Annotated in this window: 28 protein-coding genes; 12 read left to right on the forward strand and 16 right to left on the reverse strand. The window is 65.7% G+C overall.

Translation table 11 applies throughout. The features are described 5' to 3' along the window. Position 1 precedes the first annotated feature (1 nt). From ACQR1I_RS15975 to fabD, 6 genes are all read right to left on the reverse strand, one after another. On the reverse strand, positions 2-889 hold the full coding sequence (locus ACQR1I_RS15975) for a YicC/YloC family endoribonuclease (RefSeq protein ID WP_434866990.1): 888 nt from the start codon (positions 887-889) through the stop codon (positions 2-4). 123 nt (positions 890-1,012) lie between these two features. After that, positions 1,013-2,299, reverse strand: a complete 1,287-nt coding sequence (gene mltG, locus ACQR1I_RS15980; RefSeq protein ID WP_434866989.1) for an endolytic transglycosylase MltG — start codon at positions 2,297-2,299, stop codon at positions 1,013-1,015. Between the two features lie 259 nt (positions 2,300-2,558). After that, positions 2,559-3,824, reverse strand: a complete 1,266-nt coding sequence (gene fabF / locus ACQR1I_RS15985) for a beta-ketoacyl-ACP synthase II (protein WP_434866988.1) — start codon at positions 3,822-3,824, stop codon at positions 2,559-2,561. A 222-nt stretch (positions 3,825-4,046) separates the two neighbouring features. After that, positions 4,047-4,286 (reverse strand): acyl carrier protein, encoded by a 240-nt coding sequence (locus ACQR1I_RS15990; RefSeq protein WP_006610957.1) that lies wholly within the window; start codon positions 4,284-4,286, stop codon positions 4,047-4,049. A 435-nt stretch (positions 4,287-4,721) separates the two neighbouring features. Further along, on the reverse strand, positions 4,722-5,459 hold the full coding sequence (gene fabG, locus ACQR1I_RS15995) for a 3-oxoacyl-[acyl-carrier-protein] reductase (RefSeq protein WP_434866987.1): 738 nt from the start codon (positions 5,457-5,459) through the stop codon (positions 4,722-4,724). 34 nt (positions 5,460-5,493) lie between these two features. Next, entirely contained in the window at positions 5,494-6,450 is a 957-nt protein-coding gene (fabD, locus tag ACQR1I_RS16000) for an ACP S-malonyltransferase (RefSeq protein ID WP_434866986.1), read from the reverse strand. A 372-nt stretch (positions 6,451-6,822) separates the two neighbouring features. Here fabD and rpsF point away from each other — a divergent pair, with 372 nt between their 5' ends. From rpsF to rplI, 4 genes are all read left to right on the forward strand, one after another. After that, positions 6,823-7,296, forward strand: coding sequence for a 30S ribosomal protein S6 (gene rpsF, locus ACQR1I_RS16005; RefSeq protein WP_434867424.1), 474 nt, complete (start codon positions 6,823-6,825; stop codon positions 7,294-7,296). A gap of 5 nt (positions 7,297-7,301) precedes the next feature. Beyond that, positions 7,302-7,541: a 30S ribosomal protein S18 gene (rpsR, locus tag ACQR1I_RS16010; protein WP_008963441.1), complete on the forward strand. Its 240-nt coding sequence runs from the start codon at positions 7,302-7,304 to the stop codon at positions 7,539-7,541. A 132-nt stretch (positions 7,542-7,673) separates the two neighbouring features. Further along, positions 7,674-8,621, forward strand: coding sequence for a DUF2232 domain-containing protein (locus ACQR1I_RS16015; protein WP_434866985.1), 948 nt, complete (start codon positions 7,674-7,676; stop codon positions 8,619-8,621). A gap of 51 nt (positions 8,622-8,672) precedes the next feature. Next, positions 8,673-9,266 carry a 50S ribosomal protein L9 gene (rplI, locus tag ACQR1I_RS16020; protein ID WP_434866984.1) on the forward strand — a complete coding sequence of 198 codons (594 nt, stop codon included), beginning with the start codon at positions 8,673-8,675 and terminating at the stop codon, positions 9,264-9,266. Between the two features lie 62 nt (positions 9,267-9,328). Here the strand turns inward: rplI and ACQR1I_RS16025 are convergent, their stop codons facing one another. Further along, complete coding sequence (locus ACQR1I_RS16025; protein ID WP_434866983.1) at positions 9,329-10,081, reverse strand: hypothetical protein; 753 nt, start codon at positions 10,079-10,081, stop codon at positions 9,329-9,331. 408 nt (positions 10,082-10,489) lie between these two features. Between ACQR1I_RS16025 and ACQR1I_RS16030 the strand changes: the two genes are divergently transcribed. The 6 genes from ACQR1I_RS16030 to ACQR1I_RS16055 all read left to right on the forward strand — a co-directional run bounded on the left by ACQR1I_RS16030 (position 10,490) and on the right by ACQR1I_RS16055 (position 16,950). Then, complete coding sequence (locus ACQR1I_RS16030; protein WP_434866982.1) at positions 10,490-11,740, forward strand: class I SAM-dependent methyltransferase; 1,251 nt, start codon at positions 10,490-10,492, stop codon at positions 11,738-11,740. Positions 11,741-11,902: 162 nt separating this feature from the next. Continuing rightward, positions 11,903-12,025: a hypothetical protein gene (locus tag ACQR1I_RS16035; protein WP_434867452.1), complete on the forward strand. Its 123-nt coding sequence runs from the start codon at positions 11,903-11,905 to the stop codon at positions 12,023-12,025. Positions 12,026-12,300: 275 nt separating this feature from the next. Continuing rightward, entirely contained in the window at positions 12,301-13,809 is a 1,509-nt protein-coding gene (locus ACQR1I_RS16040; protein ID WP_434866981.1) for a replicative DNA helicase, read from the forward strand. A 45-nt stretch (positions 13,810-13,854) separates the two neighbouring features. Further along, positions 13,855-15,054, forward strand: coding sequence for an alanine racemase (alr, locus tag ACQR1I_RS16045; RefSeq protein ID WP_434866980.1), 1,200 nt, complete (start codon positions 13,855-13,857; stop codon positions 15,052-15,054). An 860-nt stretch (positions 15,055-15,914) separates the two neighbouring features. Beyond that, positions 15,915-16,112, forward strand: coding sequence for a hypothetical protein (locus ACQR1I_RS16050; RefSeq protein WP_434866979.1), 198 nt, complete (start codon positions 15,915-15,917; stop codon positions 16,110-16,112). Positions 16,113-16,143: 31 nt separating this feature from the next. Then, positions 16,144-16,950: a hypothetical protein gene (locus ACQR1I_RS16055; protein ID WP_434866978.1), complete on the forward strand. Its 807-nt coding sequence runs from the start codon at positions 16,144-16,146 to the stop codon at positions 16,948-16,950. A gap of 851 nt (positions 16,951-17,801) precedes the next feature. Here the strand turns inward: ACQR1I_RS16055 and ACQR1I_RS16060 are convergent. From ACQR1I_RS16060 to ACQR1I_RS16070, 3 genes are all read right to left on the reverse strand, one after another. Next, positions 17,802-18,074: a hypothetical protein gene (locus ACQR1I_RS16060; RefSeq protein ID WP_434866977.1), complete on the reverse strand. Its 273-nt coding sequence runs from the start codon at positions 18,072-18,074 to the stop codon at positions 17,802-17,804. 272 nt (positions 18,075-18,346) lie between these two features. Next, entirely contained in the window at positions 18,347-19,651 is a 1,305-nt protein-coding gene (locus ACQR1I_RS16065) for an SCP2 sterol-binding domain-containing protein (protein ID WP_434866976.1), read from the reverse strand. Positions 19,652-19,685: 34 nt separating this feature from the next. Beyond that, the gene (locus ACQR1I_RS16070; protein ID WP_434866975.1) at positions 19,686-20,504 is read right to left on the reverse strand and encodes an SDR family NAD(P)-dependent oxidoreductase; all 819 of its coding nucleotides are present in this window, start codon (positions 20,502-20,504) and stop codon (positions 19,686-19,688) included. Between ACQR1I_RS16070 and ACQR1I_RS16075 the strand changes: the two genes are divergently transcribed. Then, positions 20,503-21,177: a TetR/AcrR family transcriptional regulator gene (locus ACQR1I_RS16075; protein WP_434866974.1), complete on the forward strand. Its 675-nt coding sequence runs from the start codon at positions 20,503-20,505 to the stop codon at positions 21,175-21,177. The two genes, ACQR1I_RS16070 and ACQR1I_RS16075, sit on opposite strands and share 2 nt — an antisense overlap. A gap of 67 nt (positions 21,178-21,244) precedes the next feature. Here the strand turns inward: ACQR1I_RS16075 and ACQR1I_RS16080 are convergent, their stop codons facing one another. From ACQR1I_RS16080 to ACQR1I_RS16095, 4 genes are all read right to left on the reverse strand, one after another. Then, positions 21,245-21,814, reverse strand: coding sequence for a GNAT family N-acetyltransferase (locus tag ACQR1I_RS16080; protein ID WP_434866973.1), 570 nt, complete (start codon positions 21,812-21,814; stop codon positions 21,245-21,247). A 69-nt stretch (positions 21,815-21,883) separates the two neighbouring features. Continuing rightward, positions 21,884-22,375, reverse strand: coding sequence for a hypothetical protein (locus ACQR1I_RS16085; RefSeq protein WP_434866972.1), 492 nt, complete (start codon positions 22,373-22,375; stop codon positions 21,884-21,886). Between the two features lie 129 nt (positions 22,376-22,504). Beyond that, a complete protein-coding gene (locus tag ACQR1I_RS16090; protein ID WP_434866971.1) occupies positions 22,505-23,239 on the reverse strand; it encodes an FkbM family methyltransferase in 735 nt (244 codons plus the stop codon). Between the two features lie 131 nt (positions 23,240-23,370). Continuing rightward, positions 23,371-23,607, reverse strand: a complete 237-nt coding sequence (locus ACQR1I_RS16095; protein WP_434866970.1) for a cysteine rich repeat-containing protein — start codon at positions 23,605-23,607, stop codon at positions 23,371-23,373. A 27-nt stretch (positions 23,608-23,634) separates the two neighbouring features. On the opposite strand from ACQR1I_RS16095, the gene ACQR1I_RS16100 reads away from it, so the two are divergent. Continuing rightward, complete coding sequence (locus ACQR1I_RS16100) at positions 23,635-24,405, forward strand: exodeoxyribonuclease III (RefSeq protein WP_434866969.1); 771 nt, start codon at positions 23,635-23,637, stop codon at positions 24,403-24,405. Positions 24,406-24,430: 25 nt separating this feature from the next. Here ACQR1I_RS16100 and ACQR1I_RS16105 read toward each other — a convergent pair whose 3' ends face one another. After that, on the reverse strand, positions 24,431-24,919 hold the full coding sequence (locus tag ACQR1I_RS16105) for a hypothetical protein (protein WP_434866968.1): 489 nt from the start codon (positions 24,917-24,919) through the stop codon (positions 24,431-24,433). A 161-nt stretch (positions 24,920-25,080) separates the two neighbouring features. Continuing rightward, positions 25,081-25,806, reverse strand: coding sequence for an alpha/beta fold hydrolase (locus tag ACQR1I_RS16110; protein ID WP_434866967.1), 726 nt, complete (start codon positions 25,804-25,806; stop codon positions 25,081-25,083). Positions 25,807-25,854 lie beyond the last annotated feature (48 nt).

A 25,854-nucleotide genomic window follows, 5' to 3' on the forward strand; every position in this document is an offset into this window, starting at 1 on the left:
ATCACTCCAGATTCTGGACCTGTTCGCGAAACTGCTCGACTACGGTCTTCATCTCGAGTCCCGTGTTCGTCAGCTCGATGTCGTTCGATTTCGAGCAGGTGGTGTTGACCTCGCGATGGAATTCCTGGGCGAGGAAGTCGAGCCGGCGGCCGACCGGCCCGCCCTTGCCGAGCATCTCGCGCGCTTGGGTAACGTGCGAGGCGATGCGATCGAGCTCCTCGCGGATGTCGGCCTTGGCGGCGATCAGGAGCGCCTCCTGCGCCAGGCGATCGGGGTCAAAGCGATCGGACGTTTCGAGCAGCGCTGCGACCTGCTCCGCGAGCCGCGCCTTGATGGCCTCCGGCTTGCGGCCGGGCGACGCCTCTGCCTTTTTCGCCAGCGTCTCGATCTCGTCGACGCGCTGGTTGAGGATCTGTCCGAGCGTGTCGCCTTCGCGCCGGCGCATCTCGACCAGGTGCTTCAGCGCCGTCTCGAACGAAGCGATGGCAGCGTCCTTGGCCGCCTTCTCCTCGGCCTCGTCGCTCTCCGGCTCGACCACCTCGATCACACCCTTGATCGACAGCAGGCCGTCGATGCTCGGCGCGACGGCGTCGATCCGGCCGGACAGCGAGCTCGCCACCTTGACGATGGCCGCAAGCACGTCCTCGTTGATGCGCACGGCGGAGCCGGCTTCGGCGCGTTTGACGGTGAGGTTTGCATAGACGGTGCCGCGCGACAGGACCTCAGTCGCACGCTTCTTGGCGAAGGCCTCGACCTCGTCCCAGCCCTGCGGCAACCGCACCCGGACGTCCAATCCCTTGGCGTTGACCGACTTCAACTCCCACTCGAACGAGTAGGGACCGCTCGCCCCGTGACTACGGGCAAAGCCGGTCATGCTCGACAGCGCCATTTCAGCAATATCTCCGGCACATCAGGAACGGGCGACAGACTCGCCCCACCAAAAGTGCGCGAACCTTACGGCCTTTTGGCCAAATGTTAAGCCCGGTTCTGCGCGGCCGGCATCCGTGGGAAATTATTGCTGAACGACCGGCGGGCTCGGCTGGGCCGCCCCTTGCCGCGCCCCGTTACCGGGGTTTGCGGGCGCTGCGCCAGTCGCACGATTGGCAGGCGGCTTCTTGGCGCCCACGGGAGGTGTCCTGGGGGCTGCGCCCGCAGGATCCACCGCTGATCCGCCGGCCATCGCCGGCGGCGCCTCGTCGGGCTCGACCGTGTCGTTCTGGGTCTGCCGCTCCATCGCTCTGAGCTTGGCGACGTTCTTCTGGTGCAGATCGTAGGTCTCGGTGAAGGCATGGCCGCCGGACCCGTCGGCGACGAAATACAGGTCGCGCGTCCGCGCCGGATTCGCGGTCGCTTCGAGCGAGGCGCGGCCCGGGTTGGAAATTGGCCCTGGCGGCAGGCCCTCGATCACATAGGTGTTGTAGGGCGAGGGCTGCATGATCTCGCTGCGCTTGATCGGACGCCCCAAGGTGCCCTTGCCGCCGACCAGGCCGTAGATGATGGTCGGATCGGACTGCAGCTTGATCCGCTGCTTCAGCCGATTGACGAACACGGCCGCGACGCGGCTGCGCTCGTCGGGCTTGCCGGTCTCCTTCTCGACGATCGAGGCCAGGGTCACCAGTTGCTCGGGCGACTTGACCGGCAGGTCGGGGCTGCGGCGCTCCCAGATCTCGGCCAGCACACGCTTCTGCGCCTGCTGCATGCGCTGGATCACCTGGTCGCGGCTGGTGCCGCGCGGGAACTTGTAGGTCTCCGGCAACAGCGTTCCCTCGCGCGGAATCTCGCGGACGCTGCCGGTGAAGATCTCATTGTCCGACAGACGGGCGACGATCTGCTCCGACGTCAGCCCTTCGGGAATCGTGACGCCATGCTGTACGACCTTGCCTTCGACGATGACGCCGATGACGTCCCGCAGCGAGGCGTTCTTCTGGAACGCATACTCGCCCGGCTTCAGGTCGGAGCTTGCCTTGAGCGCGTAGACGCCGCCGATGAAGATCCACGGATTGACGTCGATCACGCCTTCGCGCGCCAGCACGTCGGCGATGTCGCGCTTGCCGGCGCGCTGCGGAATGTTGACGATCTTGTCTTCCTGCAGCGGCCCGGCGGCTTCGAGAATCTGCCGGCCATAGTAGTAGGCGGCCCCCGCTCCGATCATCGACAGCAGCAGCAGCGTGATGATCGCATTGCCGACGACGACGAAGGGATTGCGCGCCCGCTCGGAGCGACGTGGCGGGGGCGGCACGCGTTCGGGCTCCAGCGCTGCGCGCGGACTACGGGGCGAGATGGGCGGCCGTTCACTCATCGATGCAACCTTCAGTGCTGTCGCTCTCGTCGTGGCCGTGCGCACCCCACGCAAGCGACCTGAAGTTCACGCCCATCCTCACGATTCATCATCGAATACGGCGAAAAGGTGTTTCGCCGGGTCTCATGGCCATGGCCGCCCGTTCCGCGCCTGATCGTCCTGCGAAGGACACGCGAACTCTTAGGTTCTAGTGTGGCTGTGGTCGGAAATCCACGTGACGAAACCGCAACGGTTCGCAGCGGTATTCCAACCTTCCTCACTAGCTCACCACGCGCCGCAGAATTACCGACGCATTGGTGCCGCCGAAACCGAACGAGTTCGACAGCGCCACGTTGATCTCCCGCTTGCGTGGCGTGTGCGGCACCAAGTCGATCGCGGTCTCGACCGACGGGGTCTCCAGATTGATCGTCGGCGGCGCGATGTTATCCCGAATCGCGAGAATGCTGAAGATCGCTTCGACAGCGCCGGCGGCGCCGAGCAGATGGCCGATCGACGACTTGGTCGACGACATCGAGATCTTCGAGGCGGCGTTGCCGAGCAGGCGCTCGACCGCGCCGAGTTCGATCTCGTCGCCGACCTGCGTCGAGGTGCCGTGGGCGTTGATGTAGTCGATGTCGGCAGCCGTGATGCCGGCGCGCTTCATCGCCGCGCTCATGCTGCGGAAGCCGCCATCGCCATCCGGCGAGGGGGACGTAATGTGATAGGCGTCACCCGACAGCCCATAACCAACGACCTCGGCATAGATGCGCGCACCGCGCGCCTTCGCGTGCTCGTATTCTTCCAACACCACGACACCGGAGCCCTCGCCCATCACGAAGCCGTCGCGATCCTTGTCGTAGGGACGCGATCCCCGTTCCGGCGTGTCGTTGAATCCGGTCGACAAGGCGCGCGCCGCACAGAAGCCGGCCATGCCGATCCGGCAGATCGGCGATTCGGTTCCGCCGGCGACCATGACGTCGGCATCGCCGAGCGCGATCAGCCGGCTTGCATCACCGATCGCATGGGCGCCGGTCGAGCAGGCCGTGACCACGGAATGATTGGGGCCCTTGAGGCCGTGCTCGATCGAGACGTAGCCCGACGCCAAGTTGATCAGTCGTCCCGGAATGAAGAACGGCGACACCTTTCGTGCACCACGCTCCTTGAGCAGGATCGCAGTGTCGGCGATGCCCGAGAGGCCACCGATGCCAGAGCCGATCATTGTGCCGGTGGCGCAGCGGTCCTCTTCGGTCGCAGGATGCCAGTTGGCATCGTCGAGCGCCTGGCGCGCGGCGGCCATCGCGAAGATGATGAAGTCGTCGACCTTGCGCTGGTCCTTCGGCTCCATCCACTGGTCGGCATTGAAGGTGCCGTCGCTGCCGTCGCCTCGCGGCACCTGACAGGCGATCTTGGCCGTCAGATCGGACACGTCGAATGTCTCGATCCTGCGCGCGCCGCTCTTGCCCTCGAGGATGCGCTGCCAGGTCGTTTCCACACCACAGCCGAGCGGCGAAACCATGCCAAGGCCCGTGACGACAACCCGCCTCATGTTCGTTTCTCCAGACCCGACCTTGAGCGCGTATGGTTCGGCTGACGGCCGTCGCTGCTCATTGGGTCAGTTGTTTTGATCAACACGATCGGGCCGGGCAGCGCATCCGCATCGTGCACCCCGGCCCTCATGCGACGGCGCATCGCGACGCCGCCAATAGCAAGAAACCGGTCGACCGCACGACGCGGACCGGCCGGTTTCGCACAACTCTCGCCCGGAGCCTCAGCTCTTGGCGTTCTTCTCGAGGAACTTGGTGGCGTCGCCGACGGTCAGGATCGTCTCCGCGGCATCGTCCGGAATCTCGCAACCGAACTCTTCCTCGAAGGCCATGACGAGCTCGACCGTGTCGAGGCTGTCCGCACCGAGGTCGTCAATGAAGCTCGCGTTGTCGACCACTTTCTCGGGCTCGACACCAAGGTGTTCGACCACGATCTTCTTAACCCGCTCGCCAATCTCACTCATCGTTCAACCTCGTGCTTGTTCCTTTAAGACCAGACCCCCGGATGATCTGCGTCACCCCGGCCGTGAAACTTCCTTCGCGATCGCGCAAAACCAGATTTGCCCCGCAGCGCCCCTTTACCGAAATTGACGGACACACGTGCGGTCCGAAAACTTCGGAAACGGGGCCACTCACAAACTCCAATCCACACTCCCTGAGGCCGGTACGCCTCCGATCCAGGGGGTTCTAACAGGAACCCGGACCAGCAGCACCAGCCGACGGAGGCCCGGCGAACGATGGCAGCTCGCCCCGCCAATATACAGGGTTTGGACATCCTGCAATGGCGTTCTTCGTGCCCCCATGAGCGGTCCGGTTACCATACACGCAAATCATTGCCCACACGGCCCAGGCAGATCGCTGCGACGTCTTTTCGCCGCATTCCCAACCGCCGCGGCTGCCTAGATCATGGCCATGCCGCCGTTGACGTGAATCGTCTGTCCGGTGACGTAGCCCGCCTCGTTGGAGGCGAGGTACACCGCAGCTGCAGCAATATCCTCGGGCGTGCCCAATCGCGCCGCGGGCACCTTGGCCAGGATGCTCTCGCGCTGCTTGTCGTTGAGCGCGTCGGTCATCGGCGTCTTGATGAAGCCGGGTGCGATGCAATTGGCGGTCACGCCGCGCTTGGCATATTCGGCGCCGAGCGTCTTGATCATGCCGATGATGCCGGCCTTGGACGCGGTGTAATTGCCCTGCCCCGGATTGCCGGTGACGCCGACGATCGAGGTGATCGCGATGATGCGGCCGAAGCGCTTGCGCATCATCAGCTTGGTGGCGGCGCGCGAGAGGCGGAAGGTCGCCGTCAGGTTGACCCTGATGACTTCATCCCAATCCTCGTCGCGCAGCTGCACGAACAGGTTGTCACGGGTGATACCGGCGTTCGCGACGAGAATGTCGACCTGCCCCATCGCCTGCTCCGCAGCCGGCACGAGTGCCTCGACCTCGGCCGCATCCGATAGGTTGCAGGGCAGCACATGCGCGCGGCTGCCCAGCTCGCCAGCCAGCGTCTCCAGTACCTCGCGGCGCGTGCCGGACACGGCAACGGTCGCGCCCTGGGCATGCAAGGCCTTGGCGATCGCATTACCGATGCCGCCGGTCGCGCCGGTCACCAGCGCGGTCCTGCCAGTCAGATCGAACATCTCAACTCTCCTCAATGCCGCTGTGCGCGGCGCATTACGCCTTCGCCGCGGCGAGCGCATCCTTCGCAGCCGCGATATCCGCCGGCCCGCCGACCGCCACGCCGACGGCGCCATCCGCGATCCGCTTGACCAGACCGCTCAGCACCTTGCCCGCGCCGATCTCGAAGAAGCGGGTCACGCCCTGGCCTGCCATATAGGCGATCGATTCGCGCCAGCGCACCGTGCCCGTGACCTGCTCGACCAGGCGGCGGCGAATCTCGTCGGGATCGCTGATCGGCGCGGCGAGCACGTTCGAGACCAGCGGCGATGCCGGCGCCTTGATGGTGACCTTCGACAGCGCATCGGCCATTACATCGGCGGCCGGCTGCATCAGCTGGCAGTGAAACGGCGCGGAGACCGGCAGCAGCATGGCGCGCTTGGCGCCCTTGCCGCGCGCAATCTCGACGGCGCGATCCACGGCGGCCTTGTTGCCGGACACCACGACCTGGCCACCGCCATTGTCGTTGGCGGCCTGACAGACCTCGCCCTGCGCCGCCTCCTCGGCCACAGCGACCGCGGTCTCATAGTCGAGTCCCAGCAGCGCGGCCATGGCACCGACGCCCACCGGAACGGCCTTCTGCATGGCAAGGCCGCGGGTCCGCAGCAGGCGGGCGGTATCGGCGATCGTCAGGCTGCCGGCGGCGGCCAGCGCGGAATATTCGCCGAGCGAGTGGCCGGCAACGAACACGGCGTCCCGACCGACCGAGAACCCCGCTTCGGCCTCTAGCACCCGCAAGGTGGCCATCGAGACGGCCATCAGCGCCGGCTGCGCATTCTCGGTGAGCTGGAGCGTCTCAGCCGGGCCTTCCCAGATAATGGCGGTCAGCTTCTCGCCGAGGGCCGCATCGACCTCCTCAAACACCGCGCGCGCCGCCGGAAACGCGTCTGCGAGCGCCTTGCCCATGCCGACGGCCTGGGACCCCTGCCCCGGAAAAGTGAATGCTGCCGTCATGGCCGCTCCCTGAACGTTCCAAAATCCCTGGAATTGAGTAACTTTGGCCGGAAAGACACTGGCCAAGGCCGGGATGTCAAGCGCGAGACTGGCGCATTTCGACCACTTTCCCTTGCCTCGGCTTCGAAAATCGGTATAAGGCCCGCCATCCGTGGATCCCGAGCCGGGAGCTGAACGGACGGTCCCAGCAAATTCGCCTTGCTCATTCTTGGGGATTTACCTCTCCAAGCGGTCCAGGCGGCTTTGATGTGGCAGGGCCAGTCGGCCCGTCGTCCCGTGTTCCCGCCTTCTGAGCTGACGTCTGCGAGTCCTTTCCAAAAAGGTCTCGAAGGGCTTGACGCCGGGATTTGCGCCAACTTGGAAAGGACAGCCATGCCGCTTTACGAGCATGTTTTCCTCGCGCGTCAGGACGCGAGCACCCAGCAGGTGGAAGAACTGACGACTCAGATGACCGGTATCGTCGAAGGTCTCGGCGGCAAGGTCACGAAGACCGAGAATTGGGGCGTTCGCTCCCTCACCTACCGCATGAACAAGAACCGCAAGGCACACTTCGTGCTGCTCAACATCGACGCGCCGTCCGCGGCGATCGCCGAGATCGAGCGCCAGGAGCGGATCAGCGAGGACGTCATCCGTTACCTCAGCGTCCGCGTCGAGGAGCTCGAGGAAGGCCCGTCTGCGATGATGCGCAAGGCCGATCGCGACCGTGAGCGCGACGACCGCGGCGGTGGCTTCCGTGGTGAGCGCGAAGGCGGTGGTTTCCGTGGCGATCGCGAAGGCGGCGGCGGATTCCGCGGTGATCGCGGCCCGCGCCGGCCGCGCGAAGAAGAAACGACGGAAGAGGAGTGAGATCAATGGCTGAAGCACCCGCACGCCGTCCGTTCTTCCGCCGCCGCAAGACCTGCCCGTTCTCGGGCCCGAATGCGCCGAAGATCGACTACAAGGATTCCAAGCTCTTGATGCGCTACGTCTCCGAGCGCGGCAAGATCGTGCCGAGCCGCATCACGGCTGTCTCCGCCAAGAAGCAGCGTGAGCTGGCCCGCGCCATCAAGCGCGCCCGCTTCCTCGGCCTGCTGCCCTACGTCATCCGCTAAGCGCGGACCTCGGACCGGCGGCCTCGCGCCGCCGGCTCCTTTCGTTGAATTCTCATAAGGCTTCCGGGTCGTCCGGTCGCCGATGGTTGGGGCCTTACCGCCTCTAACCGCTCGAAGGGAGCGGGACAGCTGATGATCGGACAGATACTCATCGCGCTCGCGGCAGGCGCCGCCTCCGCCGTCATGTTCGCCTCGACCAAGTCGGGCGTGATGATGTCGCTTGTCCTCGCCTTGCTCGCTCCCGTTCCGCTGATGGTCGCCGGCATCGCCTGGGGCCGCCTTTGTGCGGCGATTGCCGGCTTGGTGGCAACGCTTGGCGTGCTCGCCATCTTCGGTTTCGAGCGCGGTCTGGCCTTTGCCTTGTCGGCGACGCTGCCCGCCTGGTGGCTCGGCCATCTGGTCCTGCTCGGCCGGACGACGACCGGCCCCTCCGGCCAGGACACTGTCGAATGGTATCCTGCCGGCAACATCCTGCTCTGGATTGCCGTCATCACGGCGCTGATCGTCGCGTTTGCGTTCGGCACGGATATGTCGGCCACGAACCAGGAACTTCGGCGGCTGCTGGGGCGCGTCCTCGCCAACACCGTGACCCCCGATGTCGTCGACATTCCGCGGCTGGTCGAATTCCTGATCTTCATGGCGCCGCTGCTGGCCGCGATGATGACGACCACGGTGCTGGCGCTGAACGTCGTGATCGCCGCGAAGATCACGGCGATCTCCGGCCGGCTGATGCGTCCCTGGCCGCGCCTGCGCGACACCAAGCTGCCGCTGATGACCCTGCCGGCGCTGTTCGCGATCATCGCGTTCTGCTTCCCCGACGGCCTGGTCGGCATGCTCGCGCGGATCGCCGCTGCGGCGCTGCTGACCGCCTATGCACTCACCGGCTTGGCTGTCCTGCATACGCTTACCTTGCCGATGCGGACGCGACCGCTGTGGCTCGGCCTCGCCTACGCGATGCTGGTCACCTTCATCTGGCCGATACCCATGCTGGCGATGACCGCCCTCGGCCTCGCCGACGCCGCCTTCGACCTCCGTCACCGCTTCGGCCCCCGGCGGCCGCCGCCGTTGCCGGTGCCTTAAAAGTTTCAACCTCACACCAACCGCTTCCGAACATCCTGAAGGAGAACATCGATGGAAGTCATTCTGCTGGAACGTGTCGCCAAGCTCGGCCAGATGGGCGAGATCGTGAAGGTCAAGGACGGGTTCGCCCGCAACTTTCTGCTCAAGCGCAAGAAGGCGCTGCGGGCCACGGCCGAGAACAAGGCCAAGTACGAAGGCATGAAGGCCGAGCTCGAGGCCAACAACATCAAGGCCAAGGGCGAGGCGTCCAAGGTGGCCGAGAAGATCGACGGCCGCGACATCATCATCATCCGCCAGGCCTCCGAATCCGGCCAGCTGTTCGGCTCGGTCTCGGTCCGTGACATCGTCATCGCGCTCGCCGCCGACGGCATCACCGTCAGCCGTCCGCAGGTCTGGCTCGACGCCCCGATCAAGGCGATCGGCAAGCAGAAGATCACCATCGCGATCCACCCTGAGGTCGAGACCTCGGTGACCGTGACGGTGGCCCGCAGCGCCGACGAGGCCGAGCGCATCAAGCGCGGCGAGGACATCTCGACCCGCCAGGAGGACCGCGACGCCGCAGCCGAAGCCATCGCCGCCGCCGGCGAGTTCTTCGATCCGGAAGCCCAGGACGAGGGCGCCGCCGAAGCGCCGGCGCAGCAGTAAGAACCCAAGTCAGCACCATCTGCGGAAAAGCCCGGCTCAGCGAGCCGGGCTTTTTTCATTTCTCATCGCGCAGGCGCCGACGCTTCCGGCGCCGGCGTCACCGGCGGTACCGGATCGGCGCGCAGCGCCGGGGCGGCATCGCTCGATTTGGGCGTCTCGACCCGCGGCGGCTCGGCGCGGACGGTATTGTCGTCGCGAGCCACCGCCGGCCGGGTCGCTCCGGTCGACTCGCTGCGGGTGTCGTCCGATGCGGCGCCCTCCTGGGCCGGCTTCTTACGCTTGCCGCGCTTGCTCTTCGCCCCGGGCCCGCTGCCCTCGCCGTCGGCGGGCGCAACGACCTGATCCTTGTTGTCGGACGCCGCGTCCGGCTTGGGCTCCGACCGCCTTGAATGATGTCCCGAGCGGCGGCGCGGTTCGGCCGCACCTGCCGCAGCATCGGCCGCCGCCGGCTTCGCCTCGGCCGGCTCGGTGGCCGAAGTGCGCGACCGGCGCTCGGACCGCGTCTCCCGGCCTTCGCGGCCCTGATGGCCCGAGGCGCGGACATCGGTGCCGCCGTTGGCAAGCACGTAATTGGCGAGCACGCCGGCCATTTCCGGGCTGGTCGTATAATGCTGCCGCAGGAAGCCGGGCAGCGATCCCGGCGACGTATTCTTGACGAGACCCCGCGGCGACTTGTGGCAGGCCACGCAGGTGCCGTTGTAGATCTGCGCCGGGCTCTTGCCCGCATCGAGGTTTTCTTGCGCCATGGCGGCGCCCGCCAGGCCCATGCAGACCACCGCCACCACCGCCGCCAGATTGAGCGCTCGGCCCACCATCGTCATTCTCCGCCTATGGTTTTGCCCGCACGGCGCCGCCCGCGACACGAGCCGCCGTGCTCCCTCTCGCCATCCGGGGAGACGTGACCCGATCCAGGCCGCGGCCTCTCCGCGATTGCGATGCCTCGCAGCCTCGTCCGACGAAAGCGCCGAACACCGGCTGGGAGCCGGCGGCCGCGGCCTTTTTAACGGATCGGAGAGGGAAAGAAAGCGCACAGATGCCCCAGCTCACAGCTCTGACTCCCTCGATGTCACGTCGAAATAACTGCATCGTGTTCGCCGGAGGAGCAACATCTATGCCCATCAAGCAACATAGGTAAGGTTCGAAACGGAACCATTCGGGTCGCCATGCGTCTGATGCGCGTGCGGGGATCAGCATCTCACGAGACAGCTCGTCGGGTGGTGTCGATGGACCGGTTGTTGCGTCGTCTTCTCAATCACTTCATTTGCCGCGGATCGATCAGCTTCACGACCGCGGACGGGGCCACCTTCCGCTGCGGCGACGGCACCGGCGTCCCGGTCGCGGCCAGGTTCGTGACCCGCGAGGCCCAGCGCCGCATCCTGACCAACCCCGAGCTGGCGCTCGGCGAGATCTACATGGACGGCAGCTTCGTGGTCGAGCAGGGCTCGATCGCCGACTTCCTGGCCATCATCATGAGCCAGCCGGCGGCCCTGCCCGACTGGGCCAAGCCGCAATGGTGGCTGCGCTATCTGGTCCGCCGTCTGCGCCAGCTCAACATCCGCGCCCGCGCGCGCCGCAACGTCGCCCATCACTACGATCTCGACGGCCGGCTGTACGCGCTGTTCCTCGACGCCGACCGGCAATATTCCTGCGCCTATTTCGAGACGAAAGGCAGCACGCTGGATGATGCTCAACTCGCCAAGAAGCGGCACCTCGCCGCGAAGCTCCTGATCGCCCCGAACCATCGCGTTCTCGACATCGGCTGCGGCTGGGGCGGCCTTGGGCTGTATCTTGCTGAGATGACGGCGGCCGAAATCACCGGCGTGACGCTGTCGGCCGAGCAGCTGCAGGTCGCCAATGCGCGCGCGGTCGAACGAAACCTGTCGGCGTCCGCCCGCTTCCTGCTGCAGGACTATCGCGACGTGCCCGGCAGCTTCGACCGCATCGTCTCCGTCGGCATGTTCGAGCATGTCGGCGTCGCCTTCTACGACACGTTCTTCCGCCGCTGCGCCGAGCTGCTCGACGACAACGGAGTGATGGTGCTGCACTCGATCGCCCGGTCGGAAGGACCGGATGCCACCAATCCCTGGATCGCCAAATACATCTTTCCCGGCGGCTACATCCCGGCGCTGTCGGAGGTGCTGCCGGCGATCGAGCGCGCCGGCCTGCTGGTCTGCGACATCGAGATCCTGCGACTGCACTATGCGGAGACGCTGAAGGCCTGGCGCGAGCGCTTCATGGCGCGCCGCGAGGAGGCGGTGCAGCTCTATGACGCGCGATTTGCACGAATGTGGGAGTTCTATCTGGCGGTGTCCGAGATGGCATTCCGCAAGCAGAACATGATGAACGTCCAGATTCAGCTCGCCAGGCGTCAGGACGTCGTGCCGATGACCCGCGACTACATCCATCGCGAGGAAGCCCGGCTGCGAACGCGCGAACGCCGCAGCCGGCCCGCCCTGCGGATGGCGGGGGAATAGAAGGCGCGCTTGTGCCGCAGCTTCGAAAATCTCCAGATGCTCATCTTTCGCATGACATCTTGAGAATGAAACAGCACCCGTCCGTCGCAGATTCTCAAACAAATCGTCCGGTCTGTGAACTGGCTCACAGATCCCGGGGTCTTCCGGCCGTAGTGTCCCGGCATGACCCAGAGCCCCATCCGAGCCATGCTGGAACCCAAGACCGACCTCAGCACCGATTATGCGCTGATCGCCGCCGGTGTGGGCGCTTCGCTCATTGCCCTGCTCTATCTGCTGCTGATCTGACGCATCGCGTAAAAAAGACCACAGCCTCAGCGCCGCCGGTCGTGACCGCTGCGGCGTGATTTTGCATGCCGCCGCTCTCGCGGCGTGATTGCACCGCAGTTCCGCTTCTCCCTCCGCGGCGCCGAGTCCGCCTGTTCCCGTCAAGCACGGCATCTGGCGAGTCCGGATTCATCCACCAGATTTAGCAGACGGTGAATAGAGGCCACGTTTCGCTTTCGCTTCGCGCGCGACTGGCGCTTTATCCCCTCCCCTTCAAAGCTGCTAAACACGCATCCATGGCATTGACCGATTCGAACGTTCACAAGCTGGCTCCCACGGACGCCGCTGCGCCGGCCTATCGCAGCGCGCCTCACAACATCGAGGCGGAGCAGGGTTTGCTCGGCGCCATTCTCGTCAACAATGATGCGTTCTATCGCGTCTCGGACTTCCTCGAGCCGAAGCATTTCTTCGAGCCGCTGCACCAGACCATCTTCGAGACCGCCTCGAGCCTGATCCGGATGGGCAAGATCGCGACGCCCGTCACGTTGAAGACCTTCCTGCCGGCCGACGTCGATCTCGGCGGCATGACCGTCGGCCAGTATCTGGCGCGACTCGCTGCCGAAGCGACCACGATCATCAACGCGCAGGACTATGGCCGCACCATCTACGATCTGTCGTTGCGCCGCGACCTGATCGGCATCGGCGAGGACATGGTCAACGTCGCCTATGATGCGCCGGTCGACTTCGCGCCGCGCAACCAGATCGAGGACGCCGAGCGAAGGCTGTACGAGCTCGCCGAATCCGGCCGCTATGACGGCGGGTTCCAGAAATTCTCGCAGGCGCTGACTGTCGCGCTCGACATGGCCGCCAAGGCGTTCCAGCGTGACGGCAAGCTGTCCGGCATCTCGACCGGCCTGCGCGACCTCGACGCCAAGATGGGCGGCCTGCAGCACTCCGACTTGATCATCCTCGCCGGCCGTCCTGGCATGGGCAAGACCTCGCTCGCCACCAACATCGCCTACAATGTCGCCCAGGCCTATGTCCCCGAATTGCAGCCTGACGGCACCTATCGGGCCGCGCAGGGCGGCGTGGTCGGGTTCTTCTCCTGCGAAATGAGCGGCGAGCAGCTCGCCACCCGTATCGTTGCCGAGCGCAGCGGCATTCCGTCGAGCATGATCCGCCGCGGCGGCATCACGGAAGCCGATTTCGAGAAGCTGCGCGAGTGCTCGATCGAGCTGCAGTCGCTGCCGTTCTATGTCGACGAAACCGGCGGCATCTCGATCTCGCAGGTGATGGCGCGCGCCCGCCGCCTGAAGCGCCAGAAGGGGCTCGATCTCCTGGTGATCGACTACATCCAGCTGCTGTCGGGCTCGGGCAAGCGCGGCAACGACAATCGCGTGCAGGAAATCACCGAGATCACCACAAGCCTGAAGGCGCTGGCCAAGGAGCTCAGCGTTCCCATCATCGCGCTCTCGCAGCTGTCGCGTCAGGTCGAAAACCGCGAGGACAAGCGGCCGCAGCTGTCGGACCTGCGTGAATCCGGCTCGATCGAGCAGGACGCCGACGTCGTGCTGTTCGTGTACCGCGGCGAATACTACCTCGCCGCCAAGGAGCCGCGTCCCGGCACCGAGGAACACCAGAAGTGGCAGATGGAAATGGATCTGGCGCTCGGCAAGGCCGAGGTGATCATCGGCAAGCAGCGTCACGGTCCGACCGGAACCGTCGAGCTGCACTTCGACGCCTCGGTCACGCGCTTCGGCGATCTCGCCCATGACGGCCTGCCGCCGCAGCATCACGACTATTGACCGTGTGCGGTTGAACCGGGGCGCTCCGGCGCGTACAACCGCCATATGAGTGTTCCCGAACAGAAACCTGCCGAGGCGGCTGTCGCTGGGCAGACCATCTCGGCAGCCGATGATGCGATCCCCGCCAGCGCCACCGGCGTGCTGACCATCGATCTCGATGCGCTCGCCGCCAACTGGCGCAAGCTGGAAAAGACCGCAGTCCCCGCCGAATGCGCCGGCGTGATCAAGGCCGACGCCTATGGCTGCGGCATCCCGCAGGTGGCGCGCACGCTCGCGGCCGCCGGCTGCAAGACCTTCTTCGTCGCCACCCTTGCCGAGGCCAAGGTCGCCCGCAGCGCCCTGCCCGATACCGCCGCACTTTACGTGCTCGACGGCTTCTTCCAGAACACCGGCGAGGACTACGCCGCGATCAACTGCCGCCCGGTGATCGGCGATCTCAACGAGCTCGCCGAATGGGACATGTTCTGCCGCCGCACCGGCTGGAAGGGCGGCGCCGCCATTCACGTCGATACCGGCATGAACCGGCTCGGCCTCAGCCCGATCGACGCGCAAGGCATGATCCCGCGCATCCAGAGCGGTGATCACGGCATCACCCTGGTGATGAGTCACCTCGCCTCCGCCGAGCAGATCAACAGCCCGTCGAATGCGCGCCAGCTCGCCACCTTCCGCGAGGTCGCGAGCGTCTTCACCGGCGTGCCGGCCGCGCTCGCGGCGTCCTCCGGCATCTTCCTCGGTGCCTCCTTCCAGTTCGACATGGTGCGGCCGGGTGCTGCACTCTACGGCGTCAACCCGACGCCGGAGGCCGACAATCCGATGCAGCCGGTCGCCGAGATCAAGGCCCGCATCGTGCAGCTGCGCGACCTCGCGCGCGGCGATGCCGTCGGCTATGGCGGCACCTGGACGGCGCGCCGGCCGACTAAGATCGCGATCCTCTCGGCCGGCTATGCCGACGGCTATTTCCGCGCCGCGTCTTCCAACGACGGCACCCGCGGCGCCGACGTCATCATCGCCGGCCAACGCTGCCCGATCGCCGGCCGCATCTCGATGGACCTGATCGCGGTCGACGTCACCGAACTGCCGCCGAAAGCCGCCCGCCGCGGCCACTTCGCGACCCTGCTCGGCGAAGGCATCACCGTCGACGAACTCGCGCATCATTTCGGCACCATCGGCTACGAAGTCCTGACCAATCTGGGACGGCGCTATCACCGCATCTACAAGGGTGGCGCCGCGCCCGCGGAGAGCTGATCGCGCCGCTCTTCTGCATAATGCGCGCACCACTGCCTCCCCGCCGTCATTGCGAGCGCAGCGAAGCAATCCAGGGCTACGCACACCACCCTGGATTGCTTCGCTGCGCTCGCAATGACGGGCTGATGGATATCGGCAAACATGCGCAGCAACACCCGCTGCCATCACCTGGATGAGTGCTGGCGAGGCACCCGCGGTGTTCGGACGCGCACCATCGTTCTCGCGGCAGTAAACGCCCGAGGCTTGCATCTCGTTTTCACCCTCTTCTCAGAACGAGGGCGCAGGGAATGCCGGGTGCTGGCCGCAACCCATGGCCCGCCTGCAGAAAAAAAGCAGGCGGCAGTCACCACAGGTCCAGCCGGTCAACCGGCATTCCCTGCGCGATGGCTTACGTCTTATGCGTACTCTCCCCGGGGATCGGCTGTCTTGCCCCCGTGACCCGTGGATCATCATCACCATCGGCGTAGCATCAGCGTCGAGATGCCAGGACCATACGTTTTCGACGTGCACTCAGGACCGTTCGTCCGCACGGCCAAGCCATGCTGCGACCCGAAGCGCCCACCGCATCCCACCCCGCGTGTCATGACGATCGCGATACGCCCCTCGTGCCGAGGCGGGACGGCGACATACAATCATGATCTTCGGAAAAACAAAAGTCAAAAATTTCTGGCGGCAGGACTGGACAGAACGAGTCGCGTTGAGATCGTTCATGAATTTAGCATCTCGACGCAGCCTCCTAGCCAGAAACCAGCTCTTGCAACGATCAAGCCTGCCCTCCAAATCAAACGAGCCGGGCGAAAGACTTCAGTCGGATCGGCCGGACCAGGCAACTTCACCACGCGGCTCAGGAGATATCGCGCATGTGGCGCCCTTCACTGGCACAGGTCGAGGCTGCCGCTCGGGTTCTGCACCGCGAGGGACTTCACCACCACTGGTGGGAGCCTTACCGAAAAACGTACGACGAAATGGCTGCAACCGATGCAATTGCAAAGGAAGAGTTCGATGCGATTGTCGAGCGGATGCTGATGGCGGCCCACGGGGCAGCATCGTTACAATAGCCCTGCCGGACGTTCACCGAAGGGATGAGGCGTGTTCTCCAAACTCAAAGACATCGCGACAGGCGCTGCGAAAAGCGTCAGCGGACAGTTTGCGCGAGCGTCCAGCGCCATTGCCGATCTCGCTGCCAGTCTGGCGACTCGCGCAGCCGCGGCGGCCGATCTCGGCAGGATTCTCGATATCATCGAAATGGTCCCAGGCGTCACCTTCGACCGCCCCGACGTGAATGCCGATTTTCTCGAAACCTTGCTGGCCGCGGTGCAGATGGGCGAGCTCACCATTGCCCTGCATTACCGCAAGGAGACCGAAGCCAGCGTGGTGCGGCTGCATCCCGTCGCAGTGGCAACGGCCAATGAGTTGAGCGGTGCGGACGGCAAATTCTTCTCGAAGATCCTGGTCAGCGCCGCGGACGACAAGCCGGCCATCCAGATGCTGATCAATTCCGAGCATCTGGCGAACAATTATCGGCACGTCACCGCCGACACGCTGGTCAACGCGCTGACCTTTCCGATCGAAAACGTCAAAGGCGGGTTCATCATCGCCCGATCGTTTCGTGCGATCGCGCGACCGATCGCGGGCTGGTTGCTCGGGATCATCTTCGATCAGGGCGAGAAGCTGCACCGGCGTCTCCGCGGCTCTCGGGACGACGATCCGCCGCAACCAGCTTCAACGTCGGCGGAGGAGCAATCGGTTGACACGCCGGCTGCCGCGACAGCCTCGGAAGCTAGCGACGGCACCAGCTCGGGACTTCCATCGCACCAAGGCACGCCGCCGAATGACGACCACCAGATCGAAGGAGAGCCGGTTCATCTGGATCGCCGTTCCGACAGCGCCATGTGAACAAAGCTCTTCCTTGCGCGCAGCGTCTGCTATCAGCATCCGCGAGCACGGTGCGCCCCCTCTCCCCGTTCTTCACCCGTTCTTCACGGGGAGAGGCTTGGGGTGAGGGGGCAGCACGGGAAGTGCTGATCTGGGGCAGTCGAATTGATCGATGGACCGACGGTCCGCATCCACGTCGAGCGAATCTGCGAATCCGATGGACCTGTGACTTGGCTTCCTATGTGCCATGCCCCTCACCCGGATTGCTGCGCAATCCGACCTCTCCCCGCAAAGGGCGGAGCGAGGTTGCGCCGTCCGTGTCGAGGAGACTGAGCTAACAATGACGAAGGTAGCGCCGTCTCTCAAACTATCAGTCTCCGCGAGCACGGTGCACTCCCTCTCCCCGTTCTTCACGGGGAGAGGGTCGGGGTGAGGGGCAGCGGCACGGGAAGTGCTGATCTGGGGCACTTGAGTCGATCGATGGAGCGACGGTCAGCACGTCGAGCGAATCTGCGAATCCGATGGACCTGTGACTTGGCTTCATATGTGCCATGCCCCTCACCCGGATTGCTACGCAATCCGACCTCTCCCCGCAAAGAGCGGGGAGAGGTTGCACCGTCCGCGTCGAGACCGCCTGCATCAACAAATGATGAGGCAACGTCCTCTTCTTCCAACTATCAGTTCCGGCAAACAGTGCGCTCTGCTGATCTCAGACAAACAGAATTCTGGTGACAGTGCACAAAACTTGCCAAGAGTTTTATGCTCCGTCACCAAAATCCCGGCAAGATCTCCTCGAAGCTGCAAATTTCTCTTTCCGCTGCGGCGAGGTCGTGCCGATGGTTGAAGCTGTGGCGAACTGCGAAGCAGTCCGTTCAGGCGAACTTCGGCGCGGGATCCGACGCGGTCACGATCCTGGTCAAGCACCGCTCCAAGCCGGCGCGCATGGCGCGATCGGCCGCGGCATCGTTCCGCCTGAGGTCCTGATCTCGCGCGAACTCGCGCAGCGCCACATACGCTTCGTTAAGTGCCGTTTCGAGGTCGCCCTCCGCCTCGAACCCCAGCTCGTCCAGCTCCTGTTGCGAGGTCTCCCCGCCGTCCAGGATGTGCATCAGCAGTCCGATGACGTCCTTGATATCGCGGTCCATTGGAGCTTCTCCACACGCACGCTCGCTCGCGATCCGTTTGATTCCAACCCGATCATTCCGAAGCCGCAGGCGTCGGGGCCGCTCAAGCCGCGGTGCACCGCCTCGACGTCTCGATCGTGATCCTGGCGCAGCCGCCGACGGGGGGCGAGCGCATCGGATGCGGGATCGGGGGCTTGGCCGTGGCGCGGCTCGCAGAACGTCCATGAGCCTAGCAGAAAAGGCGGGCCGTTGTCTCTCCCGCACCGATCGCTGGCCTCGTCCCCTGCCCGCGCTCAGGACGGAAAGCACTTCCCGAACGCCGCCATCAGGCGCACCGGCCCCTTCAGCCGCAGCGCGCGCGTCAGGATCAGGCGGGCCACGGAGATCTCCTTGGCGAGGAAGCGTAGCCACGCCTTGCTGTCGGCGGTGATGCGGAGGTCGGCCTTGCCGACATGACCGCGTTGCACGGTGAGCCGGCGATTGCGGATGGTGACGGTGGCCTCGGCCGGCTCCTGGCCCGTGAAGGTGAAGTGATAGATCGCATCCAGGCCCTTGGACTTGCCGGGCTGGAAGGTCAGGCGCATGCCGTCGAGGAAGCCGCGGATCGAAGTCGCACGGACGCTCGCCCGCACGAAGCGGACCGTCTTGTGGGGATAGCGCCGCGCGACGTAGTCGGCGGCGTCGCTGCCGGGGACGACATAGACCGGCTCGGTCCTGCGCGTCAGCGGCTCGAGCACGTCTGCGACGTGCTGCTTGCGGTCGGCGAGATAGGGTCCGATGACGTCGTGGCCTGCCGGGCAGACGGCGAGGCAATAGGCGGCGTTGTAGTTCGGCCCGTAGGACAGGCTCTGCCAGCGCGTCACCGTCTCGGCGTAGCTCACGCGGCTGCGGAGATCCTTGGCCGAGTGCGACTCCGCGATGTCCTCGACGAAGTTGACGAAGCCGCCCATGAACTGCTGATAATTGTGGGTGAGGCAGGCGGAGAAGTCGAAGGCGCCGTCGGGCTTGATCGCACCGACCGGACAGGCCGCGACGCACAGCTTGCATTCGAGGCATGGATTGTGGTCGAGCGGAGCAGCGACCGCATCGACCTCGGCGGCGATCAGCACCGTGCCGAGCAGGATGAAACTGCCGAAGCGCGGATGAATGACGCTGCGATGGATGCCCATGCGGCCGAGGCCTGCGGCCTCGGCGGCGCGCTTGTGCGAGACGATCCAGGCGCGGTCCGGGAAACGGTCCATCTCCATCGGGAACGCCATCGCCGGATTGAGCGCGCGGATGCCGCGATCCTCGAGCGCGCGGACGATGCCCCGCGCGACCTCGTCGATGTGATCGCCGGAACGATGAAACTCGAGATTGGCGACCGAGCGCGCCGGCGAGCGGACCGGTTCGCGATGCATCCGTCCGACCAGCACCAAGAGCGTGCGCGTCCTGGGAAAGGCCGAGAGAATATGCGGACGATCCTCGGCAAGGCCGGGATCGTCGATGGAGGCAAGGCCGCAATCATCGGCACCGCAGGCGCGCGCGAGATCGAGCAGCTCCGCGGCCGCAAGCCGCGGTGATGCGACGGCAACGGAGGACAGTGTGTCGGTCGTCATGGCATCGCACTCCGGGCTTTGGAAAAAGATCGGCTCACGCCGCCTGCGTCATGCCGGCCATCACCCGCGCCAGCATCGCGGCACGAGCCGAGCGCGGCAGCAGCATCAGGCTCGCCTCCAGCGCCTTGGCGAGGAAGCCGGGACGCACCGTGGTGCGCCGTCCGAGCATGTTGAGCGTGCCGACGGCGACCTCGTCCGGCGTCTGGCCGCTGCGGATCGTCATGCGGGCGCGCTGGCCGAAGCCGCTCATGACAGGCCCCGGCGCCGAGGCCAGCACGTCGACGCCGAGCGGCTTGAGCTCCGGCGCCAGACCCTCGGCGAGGCTCTGCACGAAGGCCTTGGTCGCCGCGTAGTTGGCGACGCGCGCCACGCCCTGGAACGCGACCAGCGAGCTCATCAGGACGATGCCGCCGCGCCGGCGCGCGGCGAAGCGGCGCCCGAACAGATGCGTGAGTTGCGCCAGCGCGCGGCAGTTGACATCGATCATGTTCAGCTCGGCTGCGAGCTCACCCTCGACGAACGGGCCCGCGGTGCCGAAGCCGGCGGCGGCGACCAGCAGGCCGACATCGAGATGGGCGGTCTCCCGCTCGATCCGCGCGACGTCGTCCGGCACCGAGAGATCGGCTGTGATCACGACTGGCCGGAGGGACGTATGCGGCTCGAGCTCGGCGGCGAGCGCATCCAGCACGGCCTTGCGACGTGCGACCAGCACGAGGCCGAAGCCGGCCTCCGCCAGCCGCATTGCCAAGGCACGGCCGATCCCATCGGAGGCGCCGGTGACGACCGCGTAGGACCCGTAGGCCCGCTTCAGGCGCTCGGCCTGCGCGAGCGGTCGCTGCAATGGGTGGGTCATGGATGAGATCCTGTTTAGATTACGATCGAACTCTATTTGCAAAGATGTCGAACGACCGCTAAATTGTCAAGCTACACGAGGCAGGTTCGATCAGATGCGCAAAACCCGGGAACAAACCGCTGAAAGCAAAGCGAAAATCGTCGATACGGCGGCACGGCTGCTGCGCGAGCGCGGGGTTGCCGGGGCGAGCATCGCCGACGTGATGGGGGCCGCCGGCATGACGCAGGGCGGCTTCTACCGGCACTTCGCCTCCAAGGACGACCTGCTCGCGGCCGCCACGCGGCACGCCTTCGCCAACATGGCCGACGGCATCGACCGCGACACGGACAAGGGCGGAGCCGAAGCGGCGCTGGCGGCCTATGTCGCGCGCTATCTCTCGGCCGAGCACATCGCCCACCCCGGCATCGGTTGCCCGGCGGCAGGCTTCGGCGCTGATGCCGGGCGGATTCCGGACGTGCTCGGCGCCGAATTCGCCGACGGCGCCGAGCAGCTGATCACGCGTGTGGCGGCCGGCCTGGCCGCGCGTGGCGTAGCCGAGCGCGAGGCGCGCGGCGAAGCGATCCGGACGCTGACGATGCTGATCGGCACGGTGGTGATGGCCCGCGCGCTCGGCCCCTCGGCCCTGCAGGACGAGATCGTCGCGGCCGCGCAGGACAAGCTCGCGGCCGAGTGAGCGGCGGCCGTCCCCGTTGGCCTGTCAGTTGCGCGTCATTTTCGAAGCTCGCGCAACGTTGAGCGCTCTACGCCGCCTGCTCTCCACCGCGCGCATCCGTCGCCAGCAGCGCATAGAGCATGTCATCGCGCCATTCCTCGCCGACGCGCAGATGGTCGCGCAGCTGGCCCTCGCAGCGGAAGCCGAGCTTTTCGGCGAGGCGACGCGAGGCGGCATTGTCGGGGTGGATCAAGGCCTGCACGCGGTGCAGGCCGAGGTCGCCGAAGCAATGGTCGATCATCGCCGACACCGCTTCCGTCGCGATGCCCTCGCGCTGCCGGGCGGGATCGATGATGTAGCCGATCGCGGCGCGCCGGCTTCGGATGTGGCCGTCGTGATAGTTGACCATGCCGATGCAGCGGTTGCTCGTCGCCTCCGCCACCGCCCAGAACCGGTAGTAGGACGGCGTGCAGTCGATGAAGCGGCGCACGGCGCGCTCGCTCTCGATCGGCTTGGTATGCACCGGATGATTCCAGAACCGCATCGCAGCCGGGTCGCTGAAGCAGCGGTGCATGGCGTCGGTGTCATCCGGGTGAAACTGACGCAGCCGCAGCCGGGTGGTCGAGAGGATCGGATGCGCGACTGGTGCTTTGGCCATGGCGGACTCGTGCAGACGAAGCCCGAGCCTAGCAGCGATCCGGGGCGAGGCACCAGCGGCGCCGATGGTCTATTTTCCGCTCAGCTTGATCGAGCCGAGGATCTTGGTCACCGCCGCGGCATTGCGCTGGAAACCGTCCGGCGTGCCCCATTGCGCGATCTGCAGACAGCGTTTGCCAGGCAGCGGTGCAACCAGGGCGACGATCTGCCGGGCCTTCTTGTCCTCGGAGCCGGAATACTGCGTCGCGCTGCCTTGCAGGCCGGGCAACGGCACCGCGCTGTCCTTGGCGGAGGCGCGATCGATGCTCATGCCGTTGCGGGTCAGCATCGCCACCACGTCGTCGCGCGCCGCCGTGCAATCGGCGCCGGCGAACGTATAGATCGTCATGAAGAACGCGTTGCCCGGCGCCGCCGCGTCGACGCCGTCCTCGGAATGGTTTGGATTCCAGCCGTCGGGGACGGTCACCGTGAAGGCGGATTTCTCATAGGGCACGCCGAACGATCCGGCCAACGCCGCGGTCGACATAGCCGCCATGCAAAGCGCCGCCAGCAATGTTCTCATGTATCCCCTTCCCTCGCTTGAATCGGTGATCGCTCTCGCAACGCGCCCGCGGCGCGTTGCATTGGTCACGCCATCGCCCTGTACGGTTCATTGGCAAAGCCAATTGGCTCGCAGCATCATCGGATCATCTCAAGCCGGCGCGGCGCTGCTTCTGAAGATGAAGTTGTTGCAGTAGTCCTTGCTCTTCCAGAACCACTCGCCGTCGGTGCGCTGGTGGCGCTCGGGGTCGAAGCTCGAAAGCGGGAGCAGGCGGCCGCGGTGGATGAAGCTGCCGGAATAGCCGAGGCCGCGCAGCAGCTCGAACGTCTCGTACACCTTGTCGAGCGTGGCGAGGCGGCGGTCGCATTCGAGCACGATCAGCGGGCGGCAGCGGCGCAGCGTGTTCACGGCACCGCTGAGGACGTCGAGCTCCGCGCCTTCGACGTCGATCTTCATCGCCGAGACGTTGCGATCGGCGGGCAGATAGTCGTCGAGCGAAATCGTCTGCACCTCGATCGGCCGGTTGGGCTCGGCGGGCTCGAGCAGCGACGCGCCGGGCTGGTGGCCGTCCGGGATGAACAGCGTCCGCGTGCCCGACGCAGCATCGACGGCGCGGCGCTCGACCACCACGTTGCTGAGGGAAAAGGCCGTGCACAGCCGCGACAACTGATCGGCGAGATCCGGCTGCGGCTCGAACGCGATCGCGCGGCCCGGCGCCGACCAGCGCGCCAGCCAGTACAGGAAGCTGCCCTTGTTGGCGCCGATGTCGCAGACGACGTCACCGGGCCGAATATGCTTGCGCAACTCGCGGAGTTCGGTCCGGTGATCGCGATATCGGGATCGGATCACCCTGACCAGAAATCGCGCCGCCTCTCGATCGATCATTCGTTCCTCAACATTTGCGCGGACGGGGACACCTGGATCGGGACGTGTCCACTTCTGGGCTGCCGTCAGCTGGCAACCAGGCCAACCGCACTGCTTGGCCGGTCCTTTACCGCTTCTTGGTCAGACGCGCGCTATTCCTTCTTCACGGCGTCGTCCATCACCTTCTTGCAGGCCTCGGAAAGTTGGGCGTATTGCCGCATCATGCAGGCGATGATGCGACCGCCACCGGGCAGGATGTCGGGGCAGAACCTGTTGTAGTCGGCCAGGCAGGCGGTGCGCTGCTCGTCGGTCGGCAATGTCTGGGCGCGGGCTGCAACGGCGAGGCCAAGCGACAGCGTGAACGAAATGACGATTGCGAGCTTGAACATCCGGCCCTTCCCCCCTGCAGCGGCATCATGAAGATCGCGACCTTCAACATCAACAATGTCCGACGCCGTCTCCCCAATCTGCTGGGCTGGCTCGGTGCCGCCAAGCCGGACATCGTCTGCCTGCAGGAGCTGAAATGCACCCAGGCCGAGTTTCCTGCCGATGCCCTGCAGAAGGCGGGCTATGCCGCGGTGTGGCAGGGCCAGAAGACCTGGAATGGCGTCGCGATCCTCGCCCGCAAGGCCGAGCCGGTGCTGACGCGCACCGCCCTGCCCGGCAATGCCGGCGATCACGAGGCCCGCTACATCGAGGCGGCGGTGCGCGGCATCGTCGTCGGCTGTCTCTACCTGCCGAACGGCAATCCGCAGCCGGGACCGAAGTTCGACTACAAACTCGCCTGGTTCAAGCGGCTGCGCAAGCACGCGGCTGGTTTCATCAAAGACGATCTGCCGGTCGTGCTCGCCGGCGACTACAACGTCGCGCCGACGCCTGAGGACATCTACCCGACCCGGTCGTGGGACAAGGATGCGCTGATTCAGCCGAAGAGCCGCGCCGCCTTCAAGGCGCTGCTCGACCAGGGCTGGTGTGACGCGATCCGCACCCTGCATCCGGAGCAGCCGATGTTCACGTTCTGGGACTACAAGCGCAACCGCTGGCCGCGCGATGCCGGGCTCCGGCTCGATCATCTGCTGCTGAGCCCGGTGCTCGCGCCGCGCCTGAAAAAGGCCGGCGTCGATCGCGCCATCCGCGGCGAGGACGGCGCCAGCGATCATGCGCCAGCCTGGATCGTGCTGACATGATTTGCCACGGCCGAGCCTGATCGGGTCAGCCGCGATCGGGCCAGACCTGCTCGAGGTTGGTCGTCCGCTCCGGTAGCCCCTCGGTCAGCACCGCCATGCCGCCGCACACCGGCAGATGCACGACCAGGCTCGCGGCATCCGGCACGTTCGGGCGCGGCGTCACGTTCCACAGCATGATCTCCTGGCGCGTGCGGCGGATCTCCTTGAACTCGTAGCTGAACGTCTCCGATCCGCGCGGATATTCGCGCCACAGATCGCCTTCCTTGCGAAAGCTGCTCTGGGTGCCGCCGAAGCGGTCGGCATAGGTCAGGCAGGCCGGCAGGCCCAGCGTGTCGAGCACGGCGGCGCCGACGTTCGCGGCGGCGGGAATGACGCTGTTCACGGCACCGATCGCCGCGAACACGGTGGTGATCGCGCCGGCCGCCATCGCGAGCCAGCCGGTCTTGGACACGCCCTTCTGCGTGGGCGCTTTCGTATTGAGAACCTTTGACGACGACAGATGGAGCTGGGCCATGACTGCGATCTCCGATGCTTGAGCAGGGATTGCTGACCAACCGGGTCCGTTCATCGGAGGTTAATCTGTCAGGTCTCGGCCCCAGCGAATGTGAGGTGGATCACAACCAGGAATTTGCACCTCCCTTCTTTGCACGGCTGACGGTCAGCGCCCCTGCCCGATCAGTCCCGCCCGGCGTCCATGATCGCCTGTGCCAGCCTGCCGGGATCGGAGAAGCACAGCTCGTGACTGCCGGGCACCTGGACCAGGCGGAACAGGCCGAGCTTGCCGGACAGGCGTGGATGCCATGGCAGGCTGTGCGGCAAGGCCGTGTCCTCGGTGCAGTTGATGTAGGACTTGGCGATGGCCATCTCGGCCGGATTGGTCTTCAGCTTGATCGCATCTGTGAAGGTCTTGTTCGGATGCGGATTGAGGATCTCATAGGTGCGCGTCGCGGTGGCGAGATCAGCGTCGTTGATGAAGGCCTCGCGCCAGACCGGGAACGGCAACACCACCGAGCCGTCGCCGCGCTCGGCCGCGACCGCGTCGAACAGCGCGACGTAGTGCGGCGGCACCATGTCGTTGAGACATTCGCCGTTGTTGGGCACGAACGCATTCCAGTAGATCAGCCGGCGGATGCGCTCGGGCATGCGGTCGGCGACGCCGGTGATGACCATGCCGCCATAGGAATGCCCCATCAGCACGGCGTCGGTGATGTCGTGCGCTGTGAAGTAGTCGCAGATCGAGCCGATGGCCTCGTCGAGGCCCGATGTCTTGGCGTCGCCAGGACGGTTGCCACGGATGGTCGGCAGATGAACGGTGTGGCCGGCAGCGCGGATCGGCGCCGCGACGGGCTCGAGCTCGGCGCCGGTATGCCAGGCGCCATGGACCAGGACGTAGGTTGACATCGATCGCTTCCTTTGCACGATGAACGACGGTGCAAGGACAATGGCCGC

This window comes from Bradyrhizobium sp. HKCCYLS2038 (assembly GCF_051167655.1).
Classification (GTDB): Bacteria; Pseudomonadota; Alphaproteobacteria; order Rhizobiales; family Xanthobacteraceae; genus Bradyrhizobium.